Origin of the sequence: Pseudoruminococcus sp., from assembly GCF_047012705.1 — a bacterium.
GTDB lineage: Bacteria > Bacillota > Clostridia > Oscillospirales > Acutalibacteraceae > Pseudoruminococcus.
In genome coordinates this window covers 1-18,119 of record NZ_JBKXNW010000011.1, presented here as the reverse complement: position 1 = coordinate 18,119, position 18,119 = coordinate 1, and the positions used below count along the sequence as shown (strand labels likewise).

At 37.2% G+C, this 18,119-nt stretch carries 24 protein-coding genes; 22 read left to right on the top strand and 2 right to left on the bottom strand.

The window, feature by feature from the left end:
- The 6 genes from ACLU24_RS11060 to ACLU24_RS11035 all read left to right on the top strand — a co-directional run bounded on the left by ACLU24_RS11060 (position 1) and on the right by ACLU24_RS11035 (position 5,729).
- Positions 1 to 1,404: an oxaloacetate decarboxylase subunit alpha gene (locus tag ACLU24_RS11060; RefSeq protein WP_412612656.1), complete on the top strand. Its 1,404-nt coding sequence runs from the start codon at positions 1 to 3 to the stop codon at positions 1,402 to 1,404.
- Positions 1,405 to 1,471: 67 nt separating this feature from the next.
- Complete coding sequence (locus tag ACLU24_RS11055; RefSeq protein ID WP_412612655.1) at positions 1,472 to 2,422, top strand: D-2-hydroxyacid dehydrogenase; 951 nt, start codon at positions 1,472 to 1,474, stop codon at positions 2,420 to 2,422.
- A 15-nt stretch (positions 2,423 to 2,437) separates the two neighbouring features.
- The gene (locus ACLU24_RS11050) at positions 2,438 to 2,716 is read left to right on the top strand and encodes a Nif11-like leader peptide family natural product precursor (protein ID WP_412612653.1); all 279 of its coding nucleotides are present in this window, start codon (positions 2,438 to 2,440) and stop codon (positions 2,714 to 2,716) included.
- Between the two features lie 19 nt (positions 2,717 to 2,735).
- Positions 2,736 to 3,683 carry an L-lactate dehydrogenase gene (locus ACLU24_RS11045; RefSeq protein ID WP_412612651.1) on the top strand — a complete coding sequence of 316 codons (948 nt, stop codon included), beginning with the start codon at positions 2,736 to 2,738 and terminating at the stop codon, positions 3,681 to 3,683.
- A 442-nt stretch (positions 3,684 to 4,125) separates the two neighbouring features.
- Positions 4,126 to 4,641 carry a hypothetical protein gene (locus ACLU24_RS11040; RefSeq protein ID WP_412612649.1) on the top strand — a complete coding sequence of 172 codons (516 nt, stop codon included), beginning with the start codon at positions 4,126 to 4,128 and terminating at the stop codon, positions 4,639 to 4,641.
- A gap of 509 nt (positions 4,642 to 5,150) precedes the next feature.
- Positions 5,151 to 5,729 (top strand): hypothetical protein, encoded by a 579-nt coding sequence (locus tag ACLU24_RS11035; protein WP_412612647.1) that lies wholly within the window; start codon positions 5,151 to 5,153, stop codon positions 5,727 to 5,729.
- 77 nt (positions 5,730 to 5,806) lie between these two features.
- On the opposite strand, the gene ACLU24_RS11030 is transcribed toward ACLU24_RS11035, so the two are convergent.
- Together ACLU24_RS11030 and ACLU24_RS11025 are read right to left on the bottom strand one after the other, a co-directional pair.
- The gene (locus ACLU24_RS11030; RefSeq protein ID WP_412612646.1) at positions 5,807 to 6,067 is read right to left on the bottom strand and encodes a hypothetical protein; all 261 of its coding nucleotides are present in this window, start codon (positions 6,065 to 6,067) and stop codon (positions 5,807 to 5,809) included.
- 62 nt (positions 6,068 to 6,129) lie between these two features.
- Positions 6,130 to 7,265, bottom strand: a protein-coding gene (locus ACLU24_RS11025) for an IS3 family transposase (RefSeq protein WP_412612644.1) whose coding sequence is annotated in 2 segments (ribosomal slippage) — positions 6,130 to 7,016 and positions 7,016 to 7,265 — 1,137 coding nt in all. Because the reading frame shifts where the segments join, the coding sequence is not laid out codon by codon here.
- A gap of 169 nt (positions 7,266 to 7,434) precedes the next feature.
- Here ACLU24_RS11025 and ACLU24_RS11020 point away from each other — a divergent pair.
- The 16 genes from ACLU24_RS11020 to ACLU24_RS10945 all read left to right on the top strand — a co-directional run bounded on the left by ACLU24_RS11020 (position 7,435) and on the right by ACLU24_RS10945 (position 18,011).
- Positions 7,435 to 8,754: a PBSX family phage terminase large subunit gene (locus tag ACLU24_RS11020; RefSeq protein WP_412612642.1), complete on the top strand. Its 1,320-nt coding sequence runs from the start codon at positions 7,435 to 7,437 to the stop codon at positions 8,752 to 8,754.
- 42 nt (positions 8,755 to 8,796) lie between these two features.
- Positions 8,797 to 10,128 carry a hypothetical protein gene (locus tag ACLU24_RS11015; protein WP_412612641.1) on the top strand — a complete coding sequence of 444 codons (1,332 nt, stop codon included), beginning with the start codon at positions 8,797 to 8,799 and terminating at the stop codon, positions 10,126 to 10,128.
- Positions 10,128 to 11,693 carry a phage minor capsid protein gene (locus ACLU24_RS11010; RefSeq protein ID WP_412612639.1) on the top strand — a complete coding sequence of 522 codons (1,566 nt, stop codon included), beginning with the start codon at positions 10,128 to 10,130 and terminating at the stop codon, positions 11,691 to 11,693. The genes ACLU24_RS11015 and ACLU24_RS11010 overlap by 1 nt, the downstream gene beginning before the upstream one ends.
- 4 nt (positions 11,694 to 11,697) lie before the next feature.
- Entirely contained in the window at positions 11,698 to 11,910 is a 213-nt protein-coding gene (locus ACLU24_RS11005; RefSeq protein ID WP_412612637.1) for a hypothetical protein, read from the top strand.
- A 40-nt stretch (positions 11,911 to 11,950) separates the two neighbouring features.
- The gene (locus ACLU24_RS11000) at positions 11,951 to 12,172 is read left to right on the top strand and encodes a hypothetical protein (RefSeq protein ID WP_412612636.1); all 222 of its coding nucleotides are present in this window, start codon (positions 11,951 to 11,953) and stop codon (positions 12,170 to 12,172) included.
- 170 nt (positions 12,173 to 12,342) lie between these two features.
- Complete coding sequence (locus ACLU24_RS10995; RefSeq protein WP_412612635.1) at positions 12,343 to 12,519, top strand: hypothetical protein; 177 nt, start codon at positions 12,343 to 12,345, stop codon at positions 12,517 to 12,519.
- Positions 12,520 to 12,585: 66 nt separating this feature from the next.
- Complete coding sequence (locus tag ACLU24_RS10990) at positions 12,586 to 13,254, top strand: Rha family transcriptional regulator (RefSeq protein WP_412612633.1); 669 nt, start codon at positions 12,586 to 12,588, stop codon at positions 13,252 to 13,254.
- 182 nt (positions 13,255 to 13,436) lie between these two features.
- Positions 13,437 to 14,018, top strand: coding sequence for a phage scaffolding protein (locus ACLU24_RS10985; RefSeq protein ID WP_412612632.1), 582 nt, complete (start codon positions 13,437 to 13,439; stop codon positions 14,016 to 14,018).
- A 6-nt stretch (positions 14,019 to 14,024) separates the two neighbouring features.
- Positions 14,025 to 14,987, top strand: a complete 963-nt coding sequence (locus tag ACLU24_RS10980) for a N4-gp56 family major capsid protein (RefSeq protein WP_412612630.1) — start codon at positions 14,025 to 14,027, stop codon at positions 14,985 to 14,987.
- Positions 14,988 to 15,005: 18 nt separating this feature from the next.
- Positions 15,006 to 15,371: a head-tail connector protein gene (locus tag ACLU24_RS10975; RefSeq protein ID WP_412612628.1), complete on the top strand. Its 366-nt coding sequence runs from the start codon at positions 15,006 to 15,008 to the stop codon at positions 15,369 to 15,371.
- Positions 15,368 to 15,730, top strand: coding sequence for a DUF6751 family protein (locus tag ACLU24_RS10970; protein WP_412612626.1), 363 nt, complete (start codon positions 15,368 to 15,370; stop codon positions 15,728 to 15,730). Before ACLU24_RS10975 ends, ACLU24_RS10970 begins: the two co-directional genes overlap by 4 nt.
- Before the next feature lie 8 nt (positions 15,731 to 15,738).
- Positions 15,739 to 16,146, top strand: a complete 408-nt coding sequence (locus tag ACLU24_RS10965; protein WP_412612624.1) for a minor capsid protein — start codon at positions 15,739 to 15,741, stop codon at positions 16,144 to 16,146.
- On the top strand, positions 16,143 to 16,604 hold the full coding sequence (locus ACLU24_RS10960) for a hypothetical protein (RefSeq protein ID WP_412612622.1): 462 nt from the start codon (positions 16,143 to 16,145) through the stop codon (positions 16,602 to 16,604). The genes ACLU24_RS10965 and ACLU24_RS10960 overlap by 4 nt, the downstream gene beginning before the upstream one ends.
- Complete coding sequence (locus tag ACLU24_RS10955) at positions 16,594 to 17,085, top strand: hypothetical protein (RefSeq protein ID WP_412612621.1); 492 nt, start codon at positions 16,594 to 16,596, stop codon at positions 17,083 to 17,085. The genes ACLU24_RS10960 and ACLU24_RS10955 overlap by 11 nt, the downstream gene beginning before the upstream one ends.
- A gap of 6 nt (positions 17,086 to 17,091) precedes the next feature.
- Complete coding sequence (locus ACLU24_RS10950) at positions 17,092 to 17,445, top strand: DUF6673 family protein (RefSeq protein WP_412612619.1); 354 nt, start codon at positions 17,092 to 17,094, stop codon at positions 17,443 to 17,445.
- On the top strand, positions 17,442 to 18,011 hold the full coding sequence (locus ACLU24_RS10945; protein ID WP_412612618.1) for a bacteriophage Gp15 family protein: 570 nt from the start codon (positions 17,442 to 17,444) through the stop codon (positions 18,009 to 18,011). Before ACLU24_RS10950 ends, ACLU24_RS10945 begins: the two co-directional genes overlap by 4 nt.
- The last annotated feature ends 108 nt before the right edge of the window (positions 18,012 to 18,119 follow it).

Genomic DNA, 18,119 nt, shown 5'->3' with positions numbered 1-18,119 from the left:
ATGGCTAAGAAAAAAATACTTGTAACAGAAACAGCTCTTCGTGACGCACACCAGTCGCTCATAGCAACTCGTATGCCAATCGAGGATATGCTTCCGATACTTGATAAAATGGATAAAATCGGTTATCATTCAATCGAATGTTGGGGTGGTGCTACATTTGATGCCTGCTTGCGATTCTTGAATGAAGACCCATGGGAGAGATTGAGAATCCTCCGCAAGAATCTTCCTAATACAAAGCTTCAGATGCTTTTCCGTGGACAGAATATGCTTGGTTATCGTCACTATGCTGATGATGTTCTTGAATATTTTGTACAGCGTACAGTCGCTAACGGTATTGATATCATCAGAATTTTCGATGCACTTAACGATATTAAGAATCTTCAGGTTGCTATTAAGGCTGCAAAGAAAGAGGGAGCACACGCACAGGTTGCTATTTCTTACACAACAGGTCCAGTATTCACACATGAATATTATGTAGAATACGCTAAGAGAATTGCTGATGCAGGTGCAGATTCTATCTGTATCAAGGATATGGCAGCTCTCCTTACACCATATGAGACTTATTCACTTATCAAGGAAATCAAGAAAGCTGTTGACCTCCCAATTCAGCTTCATACACACTATACATCAGGACTTGCTTCAATGTGCTTACTCAAGGGTATCGAAGCAGGCGTAGATATAATCGACACAGCGATTTCTCCATTGGCTCTCGGAACATCACACGCTCCAACAGAATCTATGGTAGCTGCTCTTGCAAATACAGATTATGACACAGGTCTTGACCTTGTTGCACTTTCTGAGGTTCGTGAATACTTTATGACACTCAGAAAGAAGTATATCGACAGCGGACTTCTTGACCCATCTATGCTCGCAACAGATGTTAAGGCACTTATCTATCAGGTTCCGGGCGGTATGCTTTCAAACCTCCTTTCACAGCTCAAGCAGGCAGGCAAGGCTGACCAGCTTACAGCAGTTCTCGAGGAAGTACCTCGTGTTCGTAAGGACGCAGGTTATCCACCGCTTGTTACACCTACATCACAGATTGTCGGTACACAGGCAGTGTTCAATGTCATTATGGGCGAGAGATACAAGATGTGCAACGACCAGTTCAAGGGACTTGTTGCCGGTAAATACGGTACAACTCCAGTGCCGATTGACCCTGAGTTCAGAAAGAAGATTATAGGCGATGAGCCTGCAATCGACTGCCGTCCTGCTGATTTACTTGAGCCTGAGCTTGATAAGCTTCGTGCAGAGATTCCTGAGTGGATTGAGCAAGAGGAAGATGTTCTTTCTTATGCACAGTTCCCGAAGGTTGCTCTCGATTTCTTCAAAAAGCGTAGAGATAAGAAAATTGGCATTGACTCTAAAAATGCAGACTTGGAAAATAAAATCCACGCTGTCTAATTAGTAATATTTAAGAAACGGTGCCAAATGGTGCCGTTTTTTGCATATTTATAGGGGAGATGATGCCTTGAATATAGTAGTTATGGATTATAAAACTGTTACAAGTGGAGATGTTTCGCTCAAGGTTTTTGAGGATTTTGGAAAAGTAACCTATCTTCCGTTGACATCACCTAAGAATGTAGCACAGGCAATAAAAGATGCTGATGTTGTGCTTTGTAATAAAACGCCAATGACAGCAGAAAATATGTCAGGTGCAAAAAATCTTAAATTCATAGGACTTTTTGCGACGGGCTATAATAATATAGACCTTGACTATACCAATGCTCACGGAATAACCGTCTGCAATGCAGGAAGTTACTCGACAAGTGCGGTTGTACAACATACTTTCGCACTTTTGCTCGAAATGACTAATCGTGTTGCTAAATATAACGAATTTACTCATAGAAACGGTTGGTGCGAAAGCGAAACCTTTTCACCGTTTATTTATGATATAATGGAGCTTTCCGGAAAGACTATGGGTATAGTCGGCTATGGCAGTATCGGCAAAGCGGTCACAAATGCGGCTCGTGCGTTTGGAATGAATGTTATCGTAAACACAAGAACTGTCCGAGAGGACGGTATTACAAGATTTGTTTCATTCGAGGAACTTCTTGAAAAAAGCGATATAATTTCTCTGCATTGTCCGTTGAATAAGCAATCCGAAAAGCTTTTTAACGCAGAAGCCTTTGCGAAAATGAAGCAGGGAACATATTTTATAAATACAGCTCGTGGCGGAATAGTTGATGAAGTGGCTCTTGCAGATTCGCTGAAAAGCGGTCATCTCGGCGGAGCAGCTGTTGATACTATAGCTGTTGAACCAATGAGAAACGATTGTCCGCTGAAAGATGCTCCTAATCTGTTGATAACGCCTCATGTTGCCTGGGCTCCTAAGGAAACAAGAGAACGCCTTGTCGGTATTGTCTATAACAATCTTAAAAACTTTATAGACGGAAAGCCTACAAATGTAGTTAAAGCTTGATTTGGTGAGAAGCCTATGGATAAAACACAGAGTGAGCTTAACAGGCTTTTATATGATGCAAGACATGATACTGAGCTTAGAGATAAGCTTTTGGCGACAAGAAACACCAAAGATCCTATGGACGAATTTTGCAAGGTTTCGCAAGATTTAGGTTATAATATAACTATTGGCGGTTTATTCGCACTTGGTCAGGATATGAATGACAGCAAGTTAAGAAGTGTGAACGGAGGCGGAGTCGATGGCATTGATGGCTGGGACGATGCCTACGAAACCTTCTTTTACTCATTAAAATAAATATTGAGGAGGAATTTTTATGAAAAAAGAGGCAAAAAAAGTTGCTATTGTAGGAACAGGTATGGTTGGTATGAGCTATGCTTATGCAATGCTTAACCAGAATGGCTGTGACGAAATGGTTCTTATCGATATCAACAAAGAGAGAACTATCGGTGAAGCTATGGACCTTAACCACGGTCTTGCTTTTGCACCATCAGCTATGAAGATTTATGTCGGAGAATACAGCGATTGCAGCGATGCTGACATCGTTGTTATCTGTGCGGGTGTTGCACAAAAACCAGGCGAGTCAAGACTTGACCTGCTTAACAGAAATGTTGCAGTCTTTAAGACAATCGTTGAACCAATCGTTGCAGTAGGTTTTCACGGAATTTTTCTTGTTGCAACTAACCCTGTTGATATTATGACTTATGTAACCCGTAAGCTTTCAGGATTCCCTGCAAAGAGAGTTATCGGAAGTGGTACTACTCTTGATACTGCAAGACTTCGTTTTCTAATTGGCGATTACTTCGATGTCAACCCAAGAAATGTTCATGCATATGTAATTGGTGAGCATGGCGATAGTGAGTTTGTTCCTTGGTCGCAGGCATTGATTTCTACAAAGCCTGTTGTAGATGTAGTAAAGCAAAATCGTGACTTCTCTATGAATGAACTTTTGAAGATTCAGGAGGAAGTTCGTACATCTGCTCAGGTTATCATCGAGGCAAAGAAAGCAACTTATTACGGAATCGGTATGGCTTTGACAAGAATTACTAAGGCAATTTTTCAAGATGAAAATAGTATTCTTACGGTTTCTTCTATGCTTATTGGTGAATTTGGAGAGCAAGATGTAACTATCGGTGTTCCTGCTATTGTTAACAGAGATGGTATCAAGGATATTCTTGAACTTAATCTCAACGATGACGAAATCAGTAAATTTAAAAATTCTTGTGAAACACTCAGAGAATTTTATGGTCAGTTGAATTTATAATATATCGATGATTTTTATTAAATTGTTTTAGCAAGCTTTTAACTGTCAACGACCTTATGCCTTACACACTTTTAGCGATTGATTCACTGCAAGTATAGTTAAAAGCTTTGTTATATACGCGATAACACTTATTGTGTATATTTATAATTTAATTATAGACTGATTTTCTGATTATGTCAAGAATAAAAACACAATTTGTGTAATTTAATATTATTATAAAAATGTACGAGCTTTAATATTAAGTTCGTACATTTTGTTTTATAAGTATTAATTTTAATAAGTTAATGTGATTATTCAATTTATTTTTAACTGTTTTAAATAATATAAAATCAAATGTATATTCAAGATCACTCTTTTTTATGTAAAATTCAACAAATAACAATTCTTTTGTTTAAAAAGGCTTATAATTAATACATAAATTTAAAAGAAAGAAGGATGTTCTATGAAAAAAACAGTTAAAAACACATTAGCGGTTGCTATGACCGCTGCGACGCTCCTTGCAGTACCGGCAGCATCTATGGGTGTATTTGCGGTAGGAGACACTGACACAGTACAAGTAGCAAGTGATTCTAATGTTACTTACATTGAAAACCACTCTAAAATTGACTGTGCAAATTATTACATTGATGGCTCTTCTTATCGTTTTTTGATTAAAGTACCTAAAAATGCAGCTTTAAGCACAGTTACTATATCAAATGTTTATTCGCCTAATGAAATAAAATTGTCTGATATAAAAAACGAGTCTTATAGTTGCTATAGTGTATACTATCAATACAGTGATTCTACCTCTGATTATTATATGTACTCACCTAATTATAGTAAATTTTATGCTCCAAAGTATTCAGCATATTATTATGGAATAAAAGTATACTATGATAATGGCGACGAGCATTATATGGCTACTAATATATCTAATAACAGCACCACAGAAGGTCCCGGATATACTCTGAAAAGATAAAGTTAGAGTTTGAAAAAGAGAATTATTATATAAAGAAAGCAATCAGAAAAACATTCACATTAGTAATGACAGTAACATTTTTTGCAAAGTCGGCAATATCTATGGGCGTATCAGTAGTTATGATAGATGAAACTGGTTATAATTTTGAAACAATGCTTTAATTCATAAAATAATATAACAAGTTAGGCTTTTTTTGTAATTAAAAGAAGTTGAACTAAAAGTGTAGTAGGAAAATCTACTACACTTTTTTACTGGATTAAAAATATTATTTTTAGTGTCATATCGATATAATATTTTGCAATATTTTAAACAATTTTACATAATACAAGCTATAAAAAAATAACCTCAGTAAAAATGCGGAAATCCACATAAATACTGAGGCTTAGCTATATGTCTTATGACGTCACCTATGATACAAGGAAACGCGACTGACATGGCTTTTTACGACTCATTTTTTTCGTGAAACTAAGTGATTTTTTGCACCAGTTTTGATTGCCATGATTAGTTCTATGACAGGTAAAAGCTCATTTTGCACCATTTCTCATAATTTTTCTCATGGCTTTAAGATTAAAAAATGGCAGAAAGTTTTATTAAAAAGCGGGGTGGATTTAAGTCTGATTCACTTAGTTGGTATATTTCTTTCGGTAATTATAAATGACCGCTTAATCTATAAGCCTGGGCGTGATGCTGCTTTAAATATAATAAAGAAAGAACACGTCAATCTTAATAGAAATAACTATCGTTTTTCTGAGCAGGAATTCCCAATAATAAGCAATAAAATTCCTAGAAATCTCATAGAACATCTCGATGAGAGGAATCTAACAACATTAACCGGGAAACGAGGTGTCGGTGGTTTTAATGTTATCCACCCTGACAGTGATCCAGATATGGTAGCATCCATCAAAAGTAATAGGAATTTATATCCATATAATTTAGACCTCGTAGAAAGAAAAGTGCTTTTCTTCAACGCTCAAGAAAAAGACCCCAGTTTAAAACAATTCGATATCGATATTAATGAACTGAAATCTGAACTCATTAAGCTCGGCAATAATGTCAAGGCATTGGATGATTTACTATCTATTCACTAACAATGTCGATACTAATCTAACTTAGCCAAACGGGTAATGGATGCCTGCAGGGTGATTATATCCTGCAGGCAATAATTCTATAGCATGTAAATCTCATCTTCTGAAAACCAACAGTTTGATAAGGCCGTATCTTTAACCGATTCCAGATTTTCCGTATAGGCAACAACGGCCAAGCTCTTTTGTGCTCTTGTACAGGCAACGTAAAAGAGACGCGCCGTTCTCGTGATGCTGGTATCCTTACCCTCACGCTTATTTTTTACGTCAGTATCGCTTTGAGCTTTTGCACCAAATAACTTCTCGTAACTAAACAAAAAACCTCTGGCCTGTGCATCGTCCATAATAACCATAACTCTGGGAAATGGACCATAGTCAATAAAGTAGACAAGTAAAAGAGCAAATTTTACAAAAAATTTATTTCTGCCTGATCAGGAGAGAGGCCGTTATTGTGAGAATGAGGTCTGAAAGAATTGTAGAAACCGTGGATATACTGAAAAATGCTCAGTTTGAGTTCATCAAAGGAAGAGTAAGTTCTGCGGTTGGTTTCTTCTTTTTTCAAGTATTTGAAAAAGCACTCCATTACAGCATTATCATAAGGATGCCCTTTTGCGGAAAATGACTGAACAATATTTAGCTCGTCCAAATGTTTCCTGAAAGCTTCTGCTGTAAACTGACAACCTCTGTCACTGTGAAAGAGTAGGCTGCCTGAAATATTACGGTTGGCGACAGCTGAATCAAGTGTTTCAATTGCAAGCTTTGTGTTGAGATGTGGAGATAACTTATATGCGATAGCCTTTCTTGAAAACAGATCAAGTATTACACAAAGGTAATAAAATCTTCCCGCGGCACGAAGATATGTAAAATCACATACCCATACTTTATTAGGTTGGGACGGATTAAAACGCTGTTTCAATATGTTTGGGCAATGCTCATTCGAAGCTGTTTTGTGTTTTGGATAGGACGGCTTGATTGTACTCATTTTTGGCAGATTCATACCTTTCATAAGGCGATAAACCCTTTGCGTACTTATATTTATGCGATATTCACCGGCAAGGCAATTTTTTATCTTGTAAGCTCCGAAGCGTTTTTTTGACCTTGCATAAAGCTCGGCAATACAACTTCGAATCCTACGGTTTTCAAGCTCTCTTTCGGAGGGCTTGTGATGAAGAAATTTGTAATATGTGCTTCGGTTGACACAAAGAACGCGGCAAAGCGTTGTAACAGCGTGTTCCGATGACAGCAGCTTTACGGCATTCAGTCTTTGCCTGAGTTTGGCGTGAATATCGCAATGGCTTTTTTTAGTATTAGATTTTCCTCCTCAAGTTGGGCATTGCGTTTTTGAAGCTCCTTTATTTGTTTGGCTGTAAAAACTGTTTCATCATCAATTTTTACTTCTGAGTACTGCTTTATCCAATTGGATAAAGCACTGTGAGAAATTCCATATTCCTTGTGTATTTCAGAATATGTTTTTCCCGAATGGTACAGATTGACTATTGTTTGCTTATATTCCTGGGTGTATTTCGGATTTTTTGAAGACATTTTTTATTCCTCCTTTTTCTGTCTTCTATTTTATCATACTTGTCCACTTTTTTATTATATATCCATAAATAACATACTTGTTGTAAACGCAGCTTTATTAAAAAACGCAAAGCAAGGCGATGTCGCAAGCATTAAGGAATTAAGAAGTATAATTCGTGACGATGATTTGTTGAAGCATAAGATTAAGACCGAAACAGCTCGCTTAGAGCTTGAGAGAAAGAAATCCGAACCAGAGATAGCGCCAGAAAAAGAATATTCAGGTATTCCGGCAAGGCTGATTGCACCGACTTTTTCACCAGTGCTTTTTGACATAGAAGAGCATAAATATTCTGAATATGTCTTTCCTGGCGGTCGTGGTTCAACAAAATCTTCTTTCTGTGGTCTGAATGTTGTTGACCTCATTATGAAGAACGAGGATATGCACGCTTGCGTTTTAAGGCAGGTTGCAGATACATTAAGAAGTTCCGTATATCAGCAAATATTATGGGCTATATCCGCTCTCGGACTTGATAGCGAATTTAATTGTACAGTGTCACCGCTTGAGATTACACGAATTAAAACAGGTCAAAAGATATACTTCCGAGGTGCTGATGACCCTAATAAAATTAAGTCGATAAAAACCGCATTTGGCTATATCGGCATAGTGTGGTTTGAGGAGCTTGACCAATTTGCGGGAGAAGAAGCCGTCCGTAAAATTGAGCAATCGGTTATCCGTGGCGGTGACACAGCTTATAAATTCAAGTCTTTCAATCCTCCGAAATCAGCTCAAAACTGGGCGAATAAGTATATTAAGATTCCTCGTGAGGATAGGCTTGTCGTTGAAAGCACTTATCTTACGGTACCGCCTAAATGGCTTGGGAAGCCGTTTTTAGACGATGCAGAGTTTCTGAAAGAAACTAATCCTATTGCATACGAAAACGAGTATATGGGCGTTGCTAACGGCACCGGTGGCAATATTTTCGATAATGTAGAGATAAGAACTGTCACCGATGAAGAAATCGAACATTTCGACTATATCTTCAATGGCGTTGACTGGGGCTGGTACCCTGATTTATACGCTTTCGTGCGTGTGCAGTATGCTCCTGCACAGCATACGCTGTTTATATGGCAGGAATACACTTGTAATAAAACAAAGAATATCGATACAGCAAAGAAACTTATTGAATTAGGCATAACCGCTAATGATTTGATTACTTGTGATAGCTCTGAAAATAAATCGGTAGAAGATTATAGAGCATATGGTTTGCTTGCAAGAGGCGCTGAAAAGGGGCCTAACAGTAGAGATTATTCATATAAGTGGCTGCAATCCTTAAAAAAGATTGTTATTGACAATGAGAGGTGTCCTGTCGCTGCACAAGAGTTTCTTGACGCTGAATACGATAGGGATAAAGAAGGCAATGTAATAAGCGGTTATCCTGACGGCAACGACCATATGATTGACGCGGTAAGATATGCAACAGAGAGAATTTGGAGAAGGCGAGGTCAGTAAGCTATGAGCATTATTTCAAGAATAAGGGAGTGGATAAGGGGAATGTTATCAAAATCAGATGTAAGTAGTGTCTATGGCATCGAGCTTGCAATAACAGACGATATGCTTAATGCAATCGAGGATTGGGAGAGAATGTATGCTGGCAAAGCGTTTTGGATAAATCACGAAAAAGGAATTTATTCATTACGACTTGAACAGGCCGTCGTAAGAGAGCTTTCAAACATTTCCACAAACGAAATGACCATTAAAATATCAAATAAAAAGCTTGATGATATTTTTAGAAGCTCTGTAAAAAATCTAAATCTTAATCTTCAAAGAGGGCTTGCGTCCGGTGCAATGATAATAAAACCGCTCGGCGAAGATAAAGTTCAGTTTGTTCCTCAATCGCAGTTTATTCCTGTTGAATACGATGTGAATGGTAGGCTAATCAAGGTTATTTTTCCGGAAGTTAAATATCTTGGAAATAACGATTATCGTATACGCTTAGAATATCACTCATTAGATTACGAGCAGGGTTTAACGATTACGAATAGAGCGTTCCGCTCTTTTGATGGTATATCACTGGGCAAGGAAATTCCTTTATCTGATGTAGCAGAATGGGCAATTCTTCCACCTGAAATAAGCTATCCGCTTATGCTTAGACCGGCTTTTGGTTATTATGTTAATCCTATTGCAAATACTATTGACGGCTCATATTCGGGCGTATCAATGTTTGATTGTGTAAAAAATCTTATACGATTGACAGACACTCAATTCGGCAGGCTTGACTGGGAATTTGAAAGTGGAGAAAGAGCTGTTGATGTTGATACAACGGCTTTGAAACCAACTGAAAATCTTCTTACAGGAAAGAAAAGTTTTGAGTTACCTAACTTAAAAGAACGGCTTTATAGAGGATTAAATATATCCGGCGGAAGTAAAGGTGATTTCTACCACGAGTTTTCTCCACAGCTCAGACAAGCTGATTTTATTTCAGGGCTTGAAGAATACAAGCGAGAAATTGAGTTTGCTGTGGGGCTTTCCTATGGTGATATATCAAACCCTCAAACGGTAGATAAGACAGCTACTGAGATAAAGTCATCAAAACAAAGAAAATTCGATACTGTCACAGCGATACAAAATAATCTTAAGTTATGCCTTGAAGATTTATGCTACGCTCTTGCATTTTATAACAAGCTTACGCAAAGCGGATATGAAATCTCAATAAACTTTGAAGACAGCATACTTGCCGATGATGAAGTTAAGAGAGCAAGCGACAGACAAGATGTAGCTATGGGGGTAATGCCTTTATGGGAATACCGTATGAAATGGTACGGAGAAGACGAAAAAACCGCTAAGGCTATGACTTCTAATAGTACAGCAGAGGTTATCGACTGATGTATACGCCCGAAGAAATAGAAGCTTTTTCAATGATATTCGATAATGCAATGAGAAGCCTTGAGATTGAAGTAATGGAAGATGTAATTCGTCGCATAAGAATAAACAGTGGAATTACCCGTTCTGCAGATTGGCAGTTGTATAGGCTTTATGAACTCGGAAAGAGCAAAAAATCATTAAGAAAAGCTATCAAAAAAGCATTTAATCTTGATGAGAGTAGTATAAATCAACTATATCAAAACATTATCGGCAAAGGCTATGCAAGAGACGAAACGCTCTATAAAGCAAAAGGAAAGCAATTTATCCCATTTGAAAAGAATGAAGCTTTACAGCAATACATATCAGCGATAGTGAAACAAGCGCTTGAATCTATGCAGAACATCTCTCAATCGCTCGGCTTTGCTGTAAAATCAGGCGATAAGAGGGTATTTAAACCTATTGCAAAATATTATCAAACTACGCTCGACAATGCTATTAACGGCATTGCTACGGGCGTTTTTGACTATAATACGGTTCTTAAACAGACAGTGTCAGAAATGACTAATAGTGGTCTAAGAACCGTTGATTATGAAACAGGCTGGAGTAATCGTGCAGATGTTGCAGCACGCAGGGCAGTTATGACAGGTCTTACACAAGTTACCGCAAAGATTAACGAACACAATGCTGAAAAGCTTGGAACAGATATGTTTGAAGTTTCGTGGCATAGCGGTGCCAGACCTTCACACCAGGTTTGGCAAGGTCGTTGGTATAAGAGTAGCGAGCTTGAAAGCGTATGCGGTTTAGGTTCTGTTACGGGCTTGTGTGGTGCTAACTGCTATCATAGCTATTATCCTGTTATTCCTGGCATTTCTGCTCCGACATATACCGAGGAAGAGCTTGACGAAATGAATCGTCAAGAGAATATTCCGATTGATTACAATGGCAAGCAATATACAAAATATGAAGCTCTGCAAAGACAGCGACAACTTGAAACGAGAATGAGAGTCGAACGACAAAAAATCAAGCTATTGCAGGACGGTGAAGCTGATGAAACAGATATAATGCTTGCAAGAGCAAAGTATAGAGGTACTTCTCAAGAATATACAAGCTTTTCTAAAGCTATGGATTTGCCACAGCAGAGACAGAGAGTTACTGTTGACGGTTTAGGAAATATTGGGGTTGGAAAGTGGAAAATACCTGTTGATAAAGTTGTTAGAAGTGGTATAATAAGAGATAAAAGAATAGTTGAAGGAATTGAAAGCGGAGAAATTACTAAGCTTTTAAATTCTGAAAAACAAAAACCTCATATCTTAGGTTCAGATATGTACGACCCAGCTAAACATAAAAGTTATTTTATAATATCAGAGGAAGAACTGCAATCAATTATTAATAAGTATTATGGTACTGGCGAGGTGACCATTAACGCTAATGGTATTGCAAATGCTAAAGAGTATATAACTGTTGATAAAATTATTGGTCGTGTAGTATCTTCTAATGGCGAAGATTTAGGAGAAACTGACCGTTTCAGAATTCATTATTCTAAAAACAGAACACACGCTGTACCAGCAATCTCAAAAAGAAGGTGAAATTATGTTTAATATTTTTAATTATTGGAATAAAAAAATAAGTGTTTTAACAACTACTGGTAAAAAATTTATTGGTAATGTTGAGGATATTATTCCAGCCGATGAGAATGATTCAAATATAAATAGTATTGTTATCCGTTCTACTGATTCTAAGTTTTTGGGTAAACTTGTTGAATTTCCTGAAAACGAGATTGATACCATCACAATCATAAATTAAACCGCTCCTTGAGGGCGGTTTTGCTTAATGGAGAATTATTATGGATATAATTGAATTTCATAGTAAAATGAAACAGCATTGTGAAAGTCTGAATGGGAACTGCTCACAATGCTGTTTCTTAGAATATTGCTATTCTCAAAAAAGAGACATTTATAATGATTTTTTGAGCGATGTTATATTTAGCCTTTCAAAGAATGAGGATAGCAATAAGGACATTTCCGCTCAGGTGATTCATAACCATCACAATGTTTTTCGTCCTTAAGTGAACATTGTGCATAAATCAATTCATCATTTTAATTCACCTCCTATAATATATTTCGGATGCCACCCGATAAGTAGATTATAGTGTGAAATATCAATATGTTCAATAATCGTTTTTAAAGTTAAAATGCTTTAAAGGCGGTTTTTCTATGCCTGAAAGTAGGTGGTGTAATGAAATGCCCATATGCAACTAATCAGCAAACAATAATTCAGACAAGAATAGAATATGACGAAAATGGAGAGCAAAAGATATGTACCGAAGTTCAAAATAGTAAAACAGAATTTATTGATTGTTTGAGAACAAGATGTCAAGTATATTATGACGGAAAATGTCATTATAAAGATTAAGCACGCTTGATGATTTAGCGTGCTATTTTTATATCAAAAAATAAAACAAAAGGAATGATTGATTTTATGTTGGTAAAAATTACAGGTAAAAAGAATGAAGAAGTTTTAACAACTACAAGTAGAGATGTTGCAGAGGTTTTCGGAAAGGAACATAAGAATGTTTTAAGAGACATTGAAACATTACAGTGTTCCGAGGATTTTAGAAAGCTCAATTTTGAGCCGACCTCATATACTGATAGTTGGAACAGAAAGCAAAAGGAATATATTATGACTCGTGACGGTTTTACTCTGTTGGTTATGGGTTATACGGGTGAAAAGGCGATGCAGTTCAAAGAGGCATACATTAAGGCTTTCAACGAAATGGAAAAAGAACTAAAACGCATTTATGCCGAGCGTCAGCAATGGGAAATCGAGCGTGCAAAAGGCGTACTTGTAAGACACATTTTGACAGATACAATTAAATTGAAAGTTGCCGACAGTCCGCATAAAAGGTTTATGTATCCGAATTACACAAAGATGATATACAAAGCTTTATTCGGAAAAACACTTAAAGAACTTCAGGAAGAAGTAGGTGTTAAGCCCAAGGAATCTATAAGAGATTATCTTACATCAGAACAGTTAAAAGATGTTGAAAGTATGGAAATGCTTGTATCGTCTTTGATAAATTGTGGTTGGGGTTATGAACAGATAAAAGAATTTATTCATCAAAACTCTGTTAAGAAATTAGCAAGTTAAATATAGAAAGTAGGTGAAACAATGGATTTTCGAGAATTTATCGAAGAACGCTTCATAAAAAGAAACTAAGCACTCTGAAAAGGGTGCTTTTTTAATGCCCAAAATTGACCGCTCCGAAGTCGTAAAACTACGGATAGAATGAGAAGCAACCTCGTAAAAAGCGTATCGAAAGGAGCATTTATATGCAAAGAAAGTTTTTAGAGGATTTAGGTCTTGAAAAGGAAATTGTTGATAAAATAATGAGCGAAAATGGCTCGGATATTGAAAAGACAAAGGCAAGACTTGAAGCCGAAAGAGACAACTATAAAGAACAGCTTGAAACGGCTCAGAACGCCCTCAAGGAGTTTGACGGAATTGATGTTAAGGAATTGCAAGGCAAGATTGAAACATTGAATAGTGACCTTAAAAACAAGGAAACTGAATATCAATCAAAAATCGCTGATATGGAATTTAGTGCGGTGCTTGATAGTGCAATAAGTTCCAGCAAGGCACGAAATGCTAAGGCAGTAAAAGCATTGCTTGATATTGAAACTCTTAAAAATTCCAAAAATCAAAGCGAGGATATAAAAGCAGCAATCGAAGCTATCAAAGCAGATAATGATTACTTGTTTGAATCAAATGAGCCTATCAGTAAACCTGTCGCTCCTACTGGAACAGGCAATCCTCCAAGTATTTCAACAGAAGCTTTTGCAAAAATGGGGTATATGCAAAGGCTTGCACTCAAAAAGTCGGACCCTGAAAAATATAATCAACTGAAAGGATGATAATTTATGTCAGAAACAACAAAGCTCAGCGACCTTATAGACCCAGAGGTTATGGCGGATATGATTTCCGCAAAGGTAGACAAAAAGATGGTAGTAACACCTATTGCAAAGATTGATAACACACTTGTAGGTACACCAGGCTCAACTATCACAGTGCCGTCATACAACTACATCGGTGATGCCGAAGATGTTGCGGAAGGCGTTGAGGCAGGCACAACAAAGCTTACAGCCTCCACTCGTCAGGTGACTGTTAAGAAAGCTATGAAAGCAGTTGAACTTACAGATGAAGCTATTCTTAGTGGCTATGGAAATCCTGTTGGTGAAACAAATAATCAGCTTGCTAAAGCTATTGCTTCAAAGGTTGATAATGATTCGATTGAAGAATTGCTTACAGCTCCGCTTATTTTTGATGGCTCATCAAAGGTTATTTCATATGCTCAGATAGTAGATGCCATTGACCTATTCAATGAAGAAGTCAACACAGAAAAGGTAATGTTTGTAAACCCGGCTCAAGTTACTGTACTTAGAAAAGATAATGACTTTATCTCTGCTGATAAGTATACAGGCAATGTTATTATGACAGGAGAAATCGGAAAGATTGCCAATACAAGAATCGTTCCATCAAAGAAAGTTCCTTTATATTCAGAATGGTATAAGTTTGATAGTTCAGGAACAGCAACAACAAATTCAAATATTGCCGAAGTTCAGGAAACACTTCCTAATGCGAAGGTAGGCGATAAGGTCACAAAGGTTACTACACCTTGCTATTTTAATCCGATTGTTAAGTTGAATCAGGATAACGAAACAGAGGACGAAACTGCAGCACTTACAGTTTATTTGAAGCGTAATGTAAATATTGAAACAGAGCGTAAAACTCTCGCAAGAAAGACAATTATTTCTGCAGATGAACACTATATTGCTGCACTCAGCGATGAATCAAAGGTTGTCATTGCAAAGTTTAAAAAGTGATGAAAGTAGGTGGTATCAATGACAATTTATGCAGACGAGGATTTCTATAAAAACAATTATCTTTGTGGTAAAAAAGCGGTTATTGATACCGCTTTTTCTTTTTATGCAAGGTCGGCAACGCAGAAAATCAAGCTTTATACTTGCGATAACATTGATGAAAACGACATACCCGAATGTGTAAAAATGTGTTGTTGTGAGCTTGCGGAAAAGCTTTATAGCTATGAGCAATCAGATAACGACGGCATATCGTCTGAAAGCGTTGGAGGTTGGTCAAAGTCATACGAAAGCACTTCCAACAAACAAAGAAACCTGAAATCAGATATACGAGAAATAGTGTATAAATGGTTATCAGACACAGGCTTGCTGTATAGGGGGCTTAGATGATGTTGAAAAACGCAGATTGTACGCTATATCTTTACAATAAAGCTACGCAAGGTTTTTCAAGGCATATCATAAATGGCGTCTATTGGCGTGAAAATAAAGCAGGAAATGTCCTTAGAAGTGGTTTACAGACAGCGGATAGCACAACGATATATTTATACTCCGATGATGTTAAACCGCTCACAGTGGCTAAGGATATGCTTATAAGAGGTGTATGTGACTTTGAGTTTGATAACACAAATCAACAGACGATTTCAGAAAGTATGAGGAATTTTAAAAATACATACAATGCAGTTACGGTTATGAGCATAGACGATTATATGTTCGGAAATCTTCCGCACATTGAAATATCAGCAAAGTAGGTGAGGTTATGCAGCTGAACGGAAAGTTAATTCTGAACTCAGATATACAGAAAGCTTATACAAGCAAGTTTGCAAAAGCACAGCAATTTGTTGACAGCGAGTGCATAAGACTTATGGTTCCTTACACCCCAATGCTAAGCGGACAGATGATGCAGTCAGCTACCCGTGGAACAGTTATCGGCAGTGGTGAGATAAAATATAACTCGCCATACGCTCGATACCAGTATTACGGCAAGCTGATGGTCTCAAGTATTACAGGTTCATCTTACGCTCGTAAGGGCGAAAGCAAAGTTCTTACCGGTAAGGATTTGCATTATAACAAAAGCAAGCACCCTCGAGCCGGTAAGCTGTGGTTTGAACGAATGAAAGCTGACCGCAAGGAACAAATTTTGAAAGGAGCACAAAATCTCTTATGAATATAATTGAATTTGTAAAAAGCATTGTGCAGGAGTTTCCGAAGATTGCAAAGGTGTGCAATGAAATTCATGTTGATTTTACAGAAGATACTCCTACAAACTACGGTTTGTCTTCAAGCGGAGATACGCTTATTAAGCGTTATGTGAACGGAGACGAGGTTCGTCAGCATACATTTTCGCTTTATGCGGTGTATCAGTCTATAAACGATTATGACCGTATCACAAACAGCGGCGTCCTGCTTGAACTGCAAATGTGGCTTGAAAACTACGCTAAGGGTCAACAGTTCGAGTTTGAAGCTGGAGACAAAACTTTTAATTGTGAACTTCGCAATTTAGCTTGTGCAAACGGTATGCTTTACGCAATACCTAATGAAAATATGAACGATGCGGTGCAGTATCAACTGCAAATATCCGCAAAATATAATTTATATAAAGGAGATTTAAACAATGAGTATTAAACAAAGAAGAACTATTGCAAACTACATTGATGTAGCAGAGGCAGGTGCAGAAACACCAAGTTTTGCTTTTATGGGTGCAGGCTTTAAGAGCCTTGAGGAAAATCCTGCCGCACAGACGAAATCACGAAGATATGTTTGTGATAAGTCAGCAACAAAGACCATAAACGGATATGACTGGTCAACACCATTTGAGCTTGACCAGATTCGTGAGCAAGAGGCTGTTGAATTTATTTGTAAGGTTGGCGAAAAACAGCTCACTGGTGCAGATGCAGAACGAGATTATGTTATGGTAGATATGAGTAGCCCCGTTGCAAGCACTGAAAATACATATAATGCAAGAAAAATCAAGGTTGCAGTTGAGCTTGCAAGCTTTTCTAATGATGACGGCGACCTCGGTGCAAGTGGTAATTTGCTTGGCGCAGGCGAAATTATCGAGGGCACATTTAATACAAGCACAAGAACATTTACAGCAAAGGAGTGATAAATAATGCTTATTATGGGACACGAGGTTCAGGACCTCGATTTTCTTGACGCAGATGTTCTCGAAAAGGTTGAAACAGCAAGCAAAAAAGTTTTTGATGAGTGCAAAAACGCAGCAAAAAAGGCAAAAACTGAATCAGAAGCTGTCAGAAATCAGTGCAATGCTATTGCAGAATTCATAAATGAGCTTTTTGGAGAAGGAGCAGCAGAAAAATTGATTAAGAATGGCTCGAATCTCTTTACGTGCATAAATGTTTTTGGTGAGGTTATCAAAGCGATAGAACAAAGTAAAATTGAGCAAAATCAAGAATTTGAAAAATTGTTTAGCAAGTATTCTATCGAAAGAATTAAAAGAGAATGAGCCTGCTTATAGATAATGCTCCGAAGAGCGTTAATATTGACGGTGCGGAAGTTGAAATAAATTCAGACTTTCGCACGGCAATATTATTTGAACAGATGATGTTTGATGATGATTTTCCCGAACATCTTAAAATAGCGAATGCTTTACAATTATTCTACCCTGTGTTACCCAACAACCTCAATGAAGCAGTTGACAAGCTTATTTGGTTTTATTCCTGCGGAAAAGATAGAAAAGAAAGCAGTTCTAAGCAATCAGAAAATAGTCGCTGTTATGATTTTGAATACGATGACGGCTATATCTATGCAGCGTTTATGCAACAATATGGCATAGATTTAGAAAGCATAGAATATTTGCACTGGTGGAAGTTTAATGCTCTATTTAAATCGCTTACAAATGATTGTGAGATTGTGAAAATTATGGGTTACCGCACTATGAAAATCAGCAGTAAGATGTCTGCAAGCGAGCGTCAATTTTACAGTAAGATGAAAAGACTACACGCCTTGCCTAAAAGCCAAAGCGAAAACGAGAAAATTAGCGAAATTGAAAAAATGTTGATGAAGAAATAAAAATATTCTTTACTTTTGCAGTTATTTGGTGTATAATATCTACAAAATAACTAATAAGGGGTGTATTTTTGTGAAAAAGAGAACGATTTCAACTATTTTAGTGGCTTT

What these genes read in the sequence shown, in the direction of transcription:
- ACLU24_RS11060 (WP_412612656.1), top strand. Translation starts at nt 1, where the DNA reads ATGGCTAAGAAAAAAATACTTGTAACAGAAACAGCTCTTCGTGACGCA.
- ACLU24_RS11050 (WP_412612653.1), top strand. Translation starts at nt 2,438, where the DNA reads ATGGATAAAACACAGAGTGAGCTTAACAGGCTTTTATATGATGCAAGA.
- ACLU24_RS11045 (WP_412612651.1), top strand. Translation starts at nt 2,736, where the DNA reads ATGAAAAAAGAGGCAAAAAAAGTTGCTATTGTAGGAACAGGTATGGTT.
- ACLU24_RS11040 (WP_412612649.1), top strand. Translation starts at nt 4,126, where the DNA reads ATGAAAAAAACAGTTAAAAACACATTAGCGGTTGCTATGACCGCTGCG.
- ACLU24_RS11035 (WP_412612647.1), top strand. Translation starts at nt 5,151, where the DNA reads ATGACAGGTAAAAGCTCATTTTGCACCATTTCTCATAATTTTTCTCAT.
- ACLU24_RS11030 (WP_412612646.1), bottom strand. Translation starts at nt 6,067, where the DNA reads ATGGACGATGCACAGGCCAGAGGTTTTTTGTTTAGTTACGAGAAGTTA.
- ACLU24_RS11015 (WP_412612641.1), top strand. Translation starts at nt 8,797, where the DNA reads ATGTTATCAAAATCAGATGTAAGTAGTGTCTATGGCATCGAGCTTGCA.
- ACLU24_RS11010 (WP_412612639.1), top strand. Translation starts at nt 10,128, where the DNA reads ATGTATACGCCCGAAGAAATAGAAGCTTTTTCAATGATATTCGATAAT.
- ACLU24_RS11005 (WP_412612637.1), top strand. Translation starts at nt 11,698, where the DNA reads ATGTTTAATATTTTTAATTATTGGAATAAAAAAATAAGTGTTTTAACA.
- ACLU24_RS11000 (WP_412612636.1), top strand. Translation starts at nt 11,951, where the DNA reads ATGGATATAATTGAATTTCATAGTAAAATGAAACAGCATTGTGAAAGT.
- ACLU24_RS10995 (WP_412612635.1), top strand. Translation starts at nt 12,343, where the DNA reads ATGAAATGCCCATATGCAACTAATCAGCAAACAATAATTCAGACAAGA.
- ACLU24_RS10990 (WP_412612633.1), top strand. Translation starts at nt 12,586, where the DNA reads ATGTTGGTAAAAATTACAGGTAAAAAGAATGAAGAAGTTTTAACAACT.
- ACLU24_RS10985 (WP_412612632.1), top strand. Translation starts at nt 13,437, where the DNA reads ATGCAAAGAAAGTTTTTAGAGGATTTAGGTCTTGAAAAGGAAATTGTT.
- ACLU24_RS10980 (WP_412612630.1), top strand. Translation starts at nt 14,025, where the DNA reads ATGTCAGAAACAACAAAGCTCAGCGACCTTATAGACCCAGAGGTTATG.
- ACLU24_RS10975 (WP_412612628.1), top strand. Translation starts at nt 15,006, where the DNA reads ATGACAATTTATGCAGACGAGGATTTCTATAAAAACAATTATCTTTGT.
- ACLU24_RS10970 (WP_412612626.1), top strand. Translation starts at nt 15,368, where the DNA reads ATGATGTTGAAAAACGCAGATTGTACGCTATATCTTTACAATAAAGCT.
- ACLU24_RS10965 (WP_412612624.1), top strand. Translation starts at nt 15,739, where the DNA reads ATGCAGCTGAACGGAAAGTTAATTCTGAACTCAGATATACAGAAAGCT.
- ACLU24_RS10960 (WP_412612622.1), top strand. Translation starts at nt 16,143, where the DNA reads ATGAATATAATTGAATTTGTAAAAAGCATTGTGCAGGAGTTTCCGAAG.
- ACLU24_RS10955 (WP_412612621.1), top strand. Translation starts at nt 16,594, where the DNA reads ATGAGTATTAAACAAAGAAGAACTATTGCAAACTACATTGATGTAGCA.
- ACLU24_RS10950 (WP_412612619.1), top strand. Translation starts at nt 17,092, where the DNA reads ATGCTTATTATGGGACACGAGGTTCAGGACCTCGATTTTCTTGACGCA.
- ACLU24_RS10945 (WP_412612618.1), top strand. Translation starts at nt 17,442, where the DNA reads ATGAGCCTGCTTATAGATAATGCTCCGAAGAGCGTTAATATTGACGGT.